Genomic DNA, 12602 nt, shown 5'->3' on the forward strand with positions numbered 1-12602 from the left:
AATGTATAATTTTTTAGGTAAAGAATTAAAATCACCACTTATAATAGGCTCAGGCCCATTGACATATAGTGCAGCTGGATGTAAGATATTAAGCGATGCAGGAGCAGGGGCAGTTGTTACTAAGACTATAAGAAAAGAAAGAGCTATAAATCCAGCACCACATATGGTTAGAAATACAGCTAATGCTCTTTTAAATAATGAGAAATGGACAGATTTTGAGCCAGAGCAATGGATAGATTTTGAAATACCACAAATGAAAAGAGATGGAACTGTCTGTATAGCTTCAGTAGGTCATACAATTGAAGAAAGTAGTGAGTTAGTAGAAAAAGTTGCAAATGCAGGAGCTGACTTTATTGAATTAGTGTCTTATGACTATAGAGATTTGATACCAATGCTTAAAGATGCAAAGAAGAGAGTAAATATACCAGTAATAGTTAAACTTCCTCCTATGATAGATGAAATAGGAGATTTTGCTAAAAAATTAGAAGAAGCAGGAGCAGATGCAATAACTGCTTGTGATTCTGTAGGACCAGCATTTAGAATAGATATAGAAACAGGGCAACCTTTATTAGGGGGAAATGGAATAGGCTATTTAAGTGGAGAAACTATTAAACCAATAACTTTACAAAGAATATATGAAATAAAAAAACAGGTTAATATACCGATAATTGGATTAGGCGGATGTGTAAGTGGAGATGATGCCTTAGAAATGATTATGGCAGGTGCTGACTTTGTTGGTATATGTTCAGTAGTAATTTTAAAAGGTGCACAAGTAATATCTAAAATACATGATGATTTAAAATCTAATCTTAATAGATTAGGTTATAACACTATAGAAAATGCTTGCGGTATAGTACATAATCATATGGGAGATGTAAATGAAAGACTTAGTTTTGAATTTACTTATGATGAAGAAAAATGTACTAAATGTAAGATGTGTGAGAGAGTTTGTGCATATCAAGCAAGAAAATTAAATGATAATATGGAATTGAATGAAGAAGAGTGTAGATATTGTGGTCTTTGTATATCAGTTTGCAAACCAAAAGCACTTGGAAGAAAAATTTCATGTTCAGAGTTGAATGTATAGATTATCTTATAAAAATAAAACTTTAGATAAAAATAAGAAGGGCTATCTCAAAATAGAGATAAGCCTTTTTTATTATTGCCCTCATTTTTGTTTATTTGCAATTATTTTAGATATTAATTAGTTTTGAAGCAATCAAGTATGCTAATTTTTCTTAATTAAAATTTTAATAATTCTTATATATATGTTAACATTGTATAGCATTTGTATAAAATGTTATAATAATTAATAGGGATGGTGATGCAAGTGCAAGAGAAGATTTTAGAATTATTATATACTATAAATGAAGATGTAGTTAGTATAAAAAATGATATGTCAGAAGTAAAACAGGAAATAAATGTGTTAAAAGAAGATATGTCAGAAGTAAAACAAGAGATAAATATAATGAAAGAAGATATGTCAGAAGTAAAACAAGAGATAAATGTGTTAAAAGAAGATATGTCAGAAGTAAGACAAGAAATAACTGTAATGAAAGAAGACATGTCAGAAGTAAAACAAGAGATAAATGTGTTAAAAGAAGATATGTCAGAAGTAAGACAAGAGATAACTGTAATGAAAGAAGACATGTCAGAAGTAAGACAAGAAATAACTGTAATGAAAGAAGATATGTCAGAGGTAAAACAAGAGATAACTGTAATGAAAGAAGACATGTCAGAAGTAAGACAAGAAATAACTGTAATGAAAGAAGATATGTCAGAGGTAAAACAAGAGATAACTGTAATGAAAGAAGATATGTCAGAGGTAAAACAAGAGATAACTGTAATGAAAGAAGATATGTCAGAGGTAAAACAAGAGATAACTGTAATGAAAGAAGACATGTCAGAGGTAAAACAAGAGATAACTGTAATGAAAGAAGACATGTCAGAAGTAAGACAAGAAATAACTGTAATGAAAGAAGATATGTCAGAAGTAAGACAAGAAATAACTGTAATAAAAGAAGATGTCTCTGAAGTTAAATCAGAAATAAACTTTATGCAATATAAAATAAATAATATTAATGAAGATATGAATGGAATTAAGGAAGAAGTAGCCATAGCAAACGAAAAATTATATGGAATTGAAGTTAAGATTGATAGTCTAGAAAGTGAAGATAAATCAATGAAAGAGATACAGGTAGAACAGAATAATATTTTAGGAAGTTTATTACATAGTTCTGAGATAAATAAAGCTACTCATGATAATATGGAACATAACATGGCATATATAAAAGGAGATACTAATGCTATAAAAGAGGATGTAGCTGAAATAAGAAGAGATTTAAATTTAGTAGAGTTAGCTACTAGTAAAAATTGGAGTGATATTGTCAAGCTGAAATCCGTAAAATAGCATTTTTATTCACTAATTTATCATCCACAAACTAAGAATCTTATACAAAAGAATTTATAGTATTCTTACTATTTATTATAAATTTTAGAAATGAAAATAAAAAATTGAGAAAAGACCGTTAAAAAATTATTTTTTGGTCTTTTTTTATTTAATATAATTGATTTATAAAAATAAAACTTAAAATTTAAATGATAAAATGTGATAGAACGTTTGAAATAAGTAAAATTTTATCAATAAAAACATAAAAATTTTATGCTATGTAAATGTATACGAATATTGGCACTAAAATTGCTTTATAAAAATTATGAATGGTAATATGAATAAAATTTTTACTATAAAAATAATATTGCTATTTTACTTATAGATATTAATATCTATAAATAGATAGAAACTTGTATATTTTATGTTGCAGATACAAATATAGTAAAGGAGAGTACGCTGGTACAACTGAGATACATAGCTTATTAAGTTTTTCTGTCTTATGAGAATTATATTATAAAATATTCATAAATATTTTGAGTTTAAATTAAAAAATTATTTTATGCTTAGATTAATTGCTATTTAATTAATTTAATAACAAAAACAGTGAAAGAGTAAATAATATTATTTACAGGGGGTAAAGCAAAGTATATTAAATAAACTGTACTTTTAGCCCCGTACATAGAGAAATCTATGTAGGACACAACTTTAAAACCAGTAAATCCTAAAGCCTTACAACTACAATAAAAGATAGAAAGAAACTTTTATGAATGTGGTGAAAACCAGAAACAATAGTGAGGATGGTATACGGTGAGAGCCTAAGTACTTAAGAATGGACATTTGGTCGCCAAGCCTAGAAATAGGAAGGTCAAACGACTATCTCGAGAGAGAGTACACTATAAGCGATTGATAGTGGAAACGGGTTGCTCTTAACAGGTAATGCTGAAGATGAAGAAATAGTCTACGCTCATATGAAAGTATGAGGTCACTAAATTTAAAGTGACATCTATAAAGTAGCGTTTATAGGTAAATGTTTAAAACTTGAAGAATATAAATACTTATGAAAACTTATAACTTATAATGATTAAGATTGAAAGATTTAAACTAGATTAAATTTACTATAAAAAATTTATAGCTATAATACTCTTATGTTTGTAAAACATTGTATATAACATATACAAAATGAAAGAATAAGTTTACTTGTTAATAATTAAATTTATTGTATCTTTTTTTTGAGGTCAAAAACTTAAATATATACTGGAGTATAGTCAAGATTTATGAACGTCATTAGTTCAATATATTAGATTTTTAAGTATTTATATAATTCAATAAGTTTTATGTAACGGGAGTTTTTATTATGAAAGCAAAAAGTACATCAAAATTTGAATTAGACGGAATACCACCACTAAAGGAGGCAATTCCTTTAGGGTTACAACACTTAATGGCAATGGTAATAGGAAGTTGTTTACCTGCTATATTGGTTGCAAATGCAGCTGGACTTAATCATAAGATGTCAACGTTATTGATTCAAGCCGCATTAATTTTTGCAGGATTATCAACTTTATTACAATTATATCCAATACCTTTATTTAAAGGATTTAAATTGGGGGGAGGAATACCAGTTATAATGGGAGCTACAGCTATGTTTATAGGAGCTGGGGTATCTGTTGCAGGTAAGTATGGATTATCAGTCTTATTTGGTTCTCAAATAGTAGCTGGTATAGTAATAATTATAATTGGTTTTGGTCTTAGAAAAATACGATTTATATTTACTCCAGTCGTATCTGGAACGATAGTTGCATGTATGGGTCTTGGTCTTTTTCCAATAGCTATAAAAAACTTAGCTGGAGGTGTAGGCAATGAAACTTTTGGGAATTCAATTAATTTTATAGTTGGAATATCTGTATCTCTTATGATACTAGGATTAAATAAGTATGGAAAAGGATTATTTAAAGATGCGTCAATATTAGTTAGCATAATTTTTGGATACATTTTATCACTAATGTTAGGAATAGTAAATTTTTCTTCAATTCGAGAGTTTACTTTGATTGCACTTCCAAAACCACTTGCTTTTGGTCTAGATATAAGACTTGAAGTTGTAGTAATGTTTTCAATAATATATTTGGTTGAGATAGCTGATATTATGGGTGCTTGTACACTTTCGGCAGTAGGAGGGCTTAATAGACAAGTAACAGATGAGGAACTTTCTTCTGCTGTCTTAGGAAATGGAGTACTGTCTACAATAGGTGCATTATTTTCTGCAACTCCAATGGGGATGTTTGGTCAAAATTCTGCAATCGTTTCCAATACAAAGGTTGTAAGTAAATTTGTATTAGCTATTGGGGGAATTGGACTATTTTTGGCAGGAATATCGCCTTTATTAGCTAATTTAATCAGAACAATTCCTCCTTGTGTGGTTGGGGGAGCAACACTTGTTATATTTTCAACTCTTACAACATCTGGTTTAAGACTTGTTAGTATGGATGGATTCAATCAAGAAAATAGCATGATATTAGGTCTTTCTATGGCTTCTGGTATTGGATTTATGGTAGCTCCTCAAGTCCTTGAAAAATTTCCAAAGTTTATAGAAACGTTACTTGCAGATTCAAGTGTAGTTTCAGGAGCTATGGTAGCAATAATAATTCAAGCTTTATATATGGTAAAATTTCATAAAAATAAGAATGATAAGATTGAGGACAAAAATGAAAATTTATAATGTAAATAGTTAATATATGCGAATTAAACCTATTACAGTTATAGGTATAAATTAAAAGATTTATTAAAATTTCTGGGTTTAATAACCTAATGATAGGGGGATAAGATGATTACTATAAAAGAATATTCAGTTCCGCAGAGTTTAGAAGAAGCATATAAAATTTTAACTTCTAAAAAAAATAATGTTATTTTAGGTGGATGCGGATTTATAAAATTAAGCAACAAAAATATAGGAACAGCTATAGATTTAAAAGATATAAATCTAAACTATATAAAAGAAGATGAAAAAAATATTTTGATAGGTGCAGATACTTCTCTTAGAAGTTTGGAAATCGATAAAACTATTAAAAATTACTGTAGTGGAATACTTTCAAAAGCTGTTTCTCATATAGTTGGCGTTCAATTTAGACAAGGTGCTAGAATTGGTGCAAGTGTATTTTCAAAGTATGGTTTTTCTGATTTAATACCAGTACTTCTGGTTGTCGGGGCTAAGGTAAGATTATATAATAGAGGAATATTGGAGTTAAGTGAGTTTTTGGATAGTGAATTAAGTAAAGATATATTGGTTGAAGTGATACTACCAAAAAGAGATGCAATAGCCGTTTTTGATTCAATAAGAAAATGTACAGGAGATTTTTCTGTATTAAATTCAGCGATGCTAAAAGAAAATGATGCTTACAAAATAGCAATTGGTGCAAGACCTCAAAAAGCTAGATTAGCACTTGAAGCAAGTAGCATATTAAGTAAAGAAAAAGATATAGATAAGGCATCTACTATTGCAAGTAAGGAATTGACTTATGGAAGCAATATGAGAGCTAGTAGAGAGTACAGAATGGACATGGCAAGTGCATTAGTTAAAAGGATGTATAATGCTATTGAGGGAGGGAATAGATAATGATTAATAAGGGGATAAGAAAGATAGATAGTACAGCAATTGTCACAGGAAAACCTCTATATACTGAAGACCTTATTATGCATAAAGATGTTTTGACATTAAAATTGCTTAGAAGCCCACATGCTCATGCTAAGATAAAGAATATAGATACATCAAGAGCCGAAAAAATTCCAGGGGTTGTGGGTATTTATACGTATAAAGATGTACCACAAGTCAGATATTGTGTTCCAGGTCAAACAGAGCCAGAAGCATCTCCTTATGATAGAGTTTTGCTTGAAGATACAGTTAGATTTGTTGGGGATGAAGTAGCTTTAGTCGCAGCTGAAGATGAAAAAACAGCACTTAAAGCCTTAAAAATGATAAAGGTAGACTATGAAGTCTTAGAGCCTGTGTTTGATGCAAGAGAAGCAGAAGGAAATGAAGTTGTTATACATCCAGAAAAAGACATAGTAGAACCATACCCTTTTGGATTGGACGCAAAAAATAATATAGTATCAAAGGAATTTTTTGAATTTGGAGATGTTGAAGCTAAGCTTAAAGAAAGTGATTTTGTGGTTGAATCTTCATACAAAACCCAAAGTCAATCGCATTGCATGATGGAAACTCATAGGTCATATTCATATAAAGATATAAATGATAGAATTGTTGTAGTTTCATCACTACAATCACCACACAATGTAAAGAGAATACTTAGAAAAGTACTGGGTATACCATCTTCAAAAATAAGAGTAATTAAACCTAGAATAGGTGGTGGATTTGGAGGAAAGAATATAGCAGCAACAGATATATTCACTGCATTTGTTACTATGAAAACTGGTAGACCAGCAAAATTTGTATTTACAAGAAGTGAAACTTTTGTAGGTTCTAATAGTAGACATGAAATGTTTTTTGATGTTAGAGTTGGTGCAGATAAAGAAGGAAATTTAAAGGCAATAGAGTTAAAGTCATTAAACAATACAGGTGCTTACGGCGGGAATGGTGTGTCTGTTTCTTCAGAATCTGGACACAATACCTTGCCAATATATAATGATATTGATGCTGTTAGATTTGATGCTAGAACAGTATATACTAATAGGATACCAGCAGGAGCACTTAGAGGATATGGTGCTACACAGGGAATATTTGCAATAGATAGTGCTATTGATGAATTAGCACATAAGATTGGAATGGAACCACTTGAATTTAGAATTAAAAATATAATAGATAGATATACTAACGGAAAAGCAGCTGAAGACGAAATATTAAGTTGTGAGTTGAAACAATGTATAGAAAAGGGTAAGAAATTAATTAATTGGGATGATAAATATCCATGTAAAGATATAGGAAATAACAAAGTAAGAGCAGTAGGTATGGCAGTGGCAAATCATGGTTCTGGTATACCACGTGTAGATATGGCAACAGTGACTATCAGAATGGATGAAGATGGCACATACAAGCTATTATCTGGTCTTGCTGATTTAGGTCAAGGAGCTGATACAATTCAAGCACAAATTGCTGCTGAAGCTTTAAATACTACTGTAGATAGAATATCTATTTACACAGGTGATTCAGATTTGTGTCCATACGATACAGGAGCATTTGCTTCTTGTACGACAACGGTTACAGGAAATGCAACAATAAAGACAGCAAATAAATTAAAAGAGATATTGCTTTCAGTAGCAGAATCAAAGCTAGGATTTAAAAAAGAAGATTTAGAGTTGGGAAAAGACAGAGTTTTTGTTAAAAACGATAATAGTAAGTTTGTGTTATTAGAGGAATTGGGTAGAGAATCAGTTGGAGGTATAGGATTTGCTAGTGATGATGTACCAGTAGTTTTGGAAGCAACAGAATCCTTTGGTATGTTAAAAAAAATAAAACCATTTATAGCAGGATTTGCAGAGATAGAATTAGATAAAAGTACAGGTGAATATAAGGTAATAAATTTTGCATGTGTACCTGATTGTGGAACAGTTATAAATCCAACTCTGGCTAGAATACAAGTAGAAGGTGGAGTAATGATGGGGATAGGATTTGCAATGTATGAGGACCCTAGATTTGATAAAGATGGAAGATTGTTAACAGATAGTTTCTTACAGTATAAAGTTCCTACAAAAAAAGAAGTGGGAAATATATTGGTAGATTTTGCTGATAATTTCGACCCAGGAGGTCCTTATGGTGCTAAATCATTAGGCGAAATAGTTATACATACACCAGCACCAGCTATAGCAAATGCAATATTTAATGCTACTGGAGTTCGTATGAGAGAGCTTCCTATGACTTTTGAAAAAGTTTATATGGGTATTAAAAATAATAATAAACAATTATAATAAGTGACCTGGTATATAAAAATATGTAACTTTAAATTATTTTGTAAAATAAAGTAATTAAATGGACATTATATATGGTGTTTTGTAAAAATACCGTATATAATGTCTAGTAGAGTATATTCTAAAGGAGGTGAGTTCATGCCAAACAGAATAAAAAATATACACTATGGAACTCAGAGACAACAATTAAAAAACTTAACTAAAAAAGAATACCAAGCTCTACGAGAGATGTGCTTCTTAGCTAAGAACTTATATAATGTTGGTACATATAATGTCAGAAAGCATTATTTTAATCAAGGAGAACATCTCAATTATGAAGCCAATTATCATGTATGTAAAGAAAATGAGAATTATAAGCTTCTCAATAGTAATATAGCACAACAAATATTAAAAGAGGTTGATAGTTCATTTAAGTCATTTTTTGGGTTAATTAAATTAGCAAAAGAAGGAAAATATGATTTTAGAGGGATAAAGTCACCTAAATATTTGGATAAGGATGGTTTTTTTAGTATAATAATAGGTCAAATAAGAATTAAAGGAGATGGTACTCTAAATGTACCCATGTCTCCAGCGTTTAAAAAATTATATGGAAAAGTAAGCATAAAAGTTCCCCAAAATATATTAGAGAAAAAAATTAAAGAAATAAGAATAATACCTAAACATAAGGCTAGGTTCTTTGAAATTCAGTATTGTTATGAGATACCGAAATCAGAGGAAGTTTCAAATCAAAAAAATGCACTAGCTATAGACTTAGGTTTAGAAAACTTATGTACATGTGTTACCAATTTAGGTGATAGTTTTATCATAGATGGAAAAAGGCTCAAATCTGTGAATCAGTGGGCAAACAAACAGAATGATAAGATAGAGGCCTTAAAATTGAAAAAGAATATAACTGCAATTACAAGAAAACAATTTAAGGTCTGGAATAAAAGAAATAATCAAGTTAAAGACTATGTAAATAAAACTTGTTTTTACATAATTGATTATTGTGTAAAAAATAATATTGGTAATTTAATTGTAGGATATAATGCTAAGTTGGAAAAAAGTGATAATATGGAGAGGAAAATATATAGAAATTTTATAAGAATTCCATTTGGAGAGATAAAAGGAAAATTAGAATATCTGTGTAAAATAAAAAATATCAATTTTATTAGGCAAGAAGAAAGCTATACCAGTAAATCTGATTTTTTTGCTGATGATTTTCTACCTGATATAAATGTGGACAATGTGAAAAAATATGACTTTAAAGGGGAAAGAATAACACGTGGTCAGTACAAATCTAGTATTGGAATAGTTATAAATGCAGATGTAAATGCGAGTCTTAATATATTAAAAAAATCACAAGTAGTTAATTTATCTAATTTGCAGAATAATCCTCAAATATTAAAGCAACCACAAAGAGTAAGAATATCTTAATTATATTTAAAAGATAAACTGATAGCGTAAGCTTACAGCTTAGCGGCGAATTGGATCCGCCTTGTTGTTTACAACAGAATCTATTTACTTTCAAGTTTATGGAATTTCAAAAATCACTTTTACTAAAAAGGTTTAGCTATAAAAATTAAGAAATTATAAACTAGTTATAAGAGGTGAAAGTGTGGAACTGTCAAATATAATAGAAAAGAATGAAATAATAACTGTAGTTGGAGCAGGAGGAAAAACTTCATTTATAAACTATTTTGCAGATTTTTATAGAGATAAATTGAAAGTTCTCCTTACAACAACAACTAAAATATATGTACCAAGTGATTATGATAATATAATTATGACAATAGATGGAACTATTATTCCATCTATTTGTCATGGAATAACAGTCTGTGGTAGCTATATAAATAATGAAAATAAAGTAGTAGGTATTGATTCTTATATTTTGGATGAAATTGTAGACCAATTTGATTTAGCTTTAATAGAGGGAGATGGTTCAAAGAGAAAAAAACTTAAAGGTTGGAATGCTAAAGAACCGATAGTATACCATAAAACTACGAAAACTATAGGTATATTAGATATAACATCATTTGGAATGAATATTAATGAAGAGAATATACACAGAGTAGATATATTTAAAAAAATAGCAAATTTAGATACATGTAGTATTAGTAGCTCTACAGTAAGTCTAGAAAACTTAAAAAATATAGTATTAAATCCAAATGGATTATTTAAAAATTATTCTGGAAAAAGAGTATTATTTATTAATAAAGTTGAAAATGAAAAATATAAAAATTTAGCTATAAAATTAATAAAAAATATTAAGAAGTATGAAAGCGGAATAGAGATATTTTATGGAAGTATAAAACAAAAATTTTGTGTAAGATATTGAAGTATTAAAATAGTTTATATGATATTATATATATAGATAATATCAATAGTGATACTATAAAAATCATAGAACTATCAATATATTATAAATACTAAGGATGATATATATGATAAATGCAGTGATAATGGCATCAGGTTTTGCCAGAAGAATGGGAGCAAATAAGCTTTTATTAGATTATAAAGGCTGTTCTATAATAGAACATGTATTTAAAGCAGTTAGTAAGACTAATTTTCATCAAGTTGTAGTGGTAAGTCAATATGAAGAGGTTTTGTTATTGTGTAATAAATATGGTTTTGAATATATAGATAATAAAAATGCAAATATAGGTCAAAGTGAATCTATAAAATTGGGAGTTTTAAATAGCTCAAAATGTGATGGTTATATGTTCTTTGTAGGAGACCAGCCATTTATTGATAACTTATATATAGATAAAATTATAAACACTTTTAAATTAGATAGAGATTTTATAGTAATTCCAAGATACAAGGATATATGTGGAAATCCAGTTATATTCCCATATAGTAAAAGAGAAGAATTATTAAAACTTAAAGAAGATGAAAAAGGTAAAACTATTTTAAAAAGTTCATCAAAAATAAAGTACGTAGAAGTTCCTAAAGAAATGTTATTTGATATTGATACAAAAATGGACTACGAAAAAATTGGGGGTAAATTATGAAGCTAATAAAAACTATAGATGCTGTTGGACAAGTTTTATGTCATGACATAACTCAAATAATACCTGGAGAATTTAAAGGAAGAAAATTTAAAAAGGGTCACGTAGTAAAAGAAGAAGATATTCCAGTTTTATTATCTCTTGGTAAAGATAATTTGTATGTATGGGAAAAATCAGAAGGAATGATTCATGAAAATGAAGGTGCATTGTTTTTAAAAGAACTAACTGCTGGAGAAAATTTGGATTTTAGTGAAATAAAAGAAGGAAAGATAGACTTTATAGCAGCATGTGATGGTCTTTTAAAGATAGATGTTGATGCACTTTTTGATTTGAATTGTGTTGGTGAGATAATGATGGCTACTCTTCATAATAATTTTATAGTAAATAAGGGTTTAAAAGTAGCTGGAACAAGAGTGATACCTTTAGTTATAGATGAGAAAAAATTAGAAGATGCAAAAAAGGTAGTTGGTAATAGAAAAATAGTAAATGTAGTTCCTTTTAAGCCTAAAAAAGTAGGGATTGTTACTACTGGAAATGAAGTATTCTATAGCAGAATTGTTGATAAATTTGGACCAGTAATAGAAGAAAAAGTGAAAGGTTTTGGTTGTGAAGTTATAGGACAGACTATATGTCCAGATGATAAAGAAATTATAAAAAATGCAATAAAGGAATTTATAAGTCAAGGAGCAGAACTTATCTGTTGTACTGGTGGTATGAGTGTAGACCCAGATGATGTTACGCCAACAGCCATAAAAGAAACTGGAGCTGATTTAGTAACATATGGGTCACCGATATTACCAGGAGCTATGTTTTTACTTGCTTATTATGGAGAAGTTCCAATTATGGGTATACCGGGGTGTGCAATGTATCATAAAACTACAGTATTTGATATAGTTTTATCTAGAATTTTGATTGATGAAAAACTTGATAAGTATGATATAGCTAAATACGGTCATGGTGGTCTTTGTATGAACTGTGATGTATGTACTTACCCAGCATGTAATTTTGCTAAAATATAAATCTATTAAAAAAGAGTATTTACAAATTAAGTACTCTTTTTAAATATGAAACAAAATAAACAAATGATATTTTAAGAAAAGTATAATTTATTTAGAAGTTGTAATAATTTATTTTCAATATGTAAAAGAATGAATAAAGTTGCAATTTGATTTCTTTATAAGTATAATATAATAGATTGTTAATTTTTATAAATTTACAATTTTTAGTATTATTTTAATAAATATTTCACAACTTTAGTATAAAAAATATACTATTTACGTGATAATAGATAATAAAAATGTTATCAA

9 protein-coding genes are annotated in these 12602 nt (G+C 28.8%); all 9 read left to right on the forward strand.

Features of this window, described 5'->3' with window-relative positions:
- Position 1 precedes the first annotated feature (1 nt).
- The 9 genes from IR152_RS02115 to IR152_RS02155 all read left to right on the forward strand — a co-directional run bounded on the left by IR152_RS02115 (position 2) and on the right by IR152_RS02155 (position 12314).
- Positions 2-1087: a dihydroorotate dehydrogenase gene (locus tag IR152_RS02115; RefSeq protein WP_227450176.1), complete on the forward strand. Its 1086-nt coding sequence runs from the start codon at positions 2-4 to the stop codon at positions 1085-1087.
- A 237-nt stretch (positions 1088-1324) separates the two neighbouring features.
- The gene (locus IR152_RS02120) at positions 1325-2410 is read left to right on the forward strand and encodes a hypothetical protein (protein WP_227450237.1); all 1086 of its coding nucleotides are present in this window, start codon (positions 1325-1327) and stop codon (positions 2408-2410) included.
- Between the two features lie 1336 nt (positions 2411-3746).
- Entirely contained in the window at positions 3747-5105 is a 1359-nt protein-coding gene (locus IR152_RS02125) for a uracil-xanthine permease family protein (protein WP_227450177.1), read from the forward strand.
- 105 nt (positions 5106-5210) lie between these two features.
- Positions 5211-5999, forward strand: a complete 789-nt coding sequence (locus IR152_RS02130; RefSeq protein WP_227450178.1) for an FAD binding domain-containing protein — start codon at positions 5211-5213, stop codon at positions 5997-5999.
- Positions 5999-8305 (forward strand): xanthine dehydrogenase family protein molybdopterin-binding subunit, encoded by a 2307-nt coding sequence (locus IR152_RS02135; protein ID WP_227450179.1) that lies wholly within the window; start codon positions 5999-6001, stop codon positions 8303-8305. Before IR152_RS02130 ends, IR152_RS02135 begins: the two co-directional genes overlap by 1 nt.
- Positions 8306-8443: 138 nt before the next feature.
- A complete protein-coding gene (locus IR152_RS02140) occupies positions 8444-9721 on the forward strand; it encodes an RNA-guided endonuclease InsQ/TnpB family protein (RefSeq protein ID WP_227450180.1) in 1278 nt (425 codons plus the stop codon).
- Between the two features lie 181 nt (positions 9722-9902).
- On the forward strand, positions 9903-10622 hold the full coding sequence (gene yqeC, locus IR152_RS02145; protein WP_227450181.1) for a selenium cofactor biosynthesis protein YqeC: 720 nt from the start codon (positions 9903-9905) through the stop codon (positions 10620-10622).
- A 106-nt stretch (positions 10623-10728) separates the two neighbouring features.
- Positions 10729-11298, forward strand: a complete 570-nt coding sequence (gene mocA, locus IR152_RS02150; protein ID WP_227450182.1) for a molybdenum cofactor cytidylyltransferase — start codon at positions 10729-10731, stop codon at positions 11296-11298.
- Positions 11295-12314, forward strand: a complete 1020-nt coding sequence (locus IR152_RS02155) for a molybdopterin-binding protein (RefSeq protein WP_227450183.1) — start codon at positions 11295-11297, stop codon at positions 12312-12314. The genes mocA and IR152_RS02155 overlap by 4 nt, the downstream gene beginning before the upstream one ends.
- Positions 12315-12602: the final 288 nt, after the last annotated feature.

It is taken from the genome of Clostridioides sp. ES-S-0108-01 (assembly GCF_020662285.1).
GTDB lineage: Bacteria > Bacillota > Clostridia > Peptostreptococcales > Peptostreptococcaceae > Clostridioides.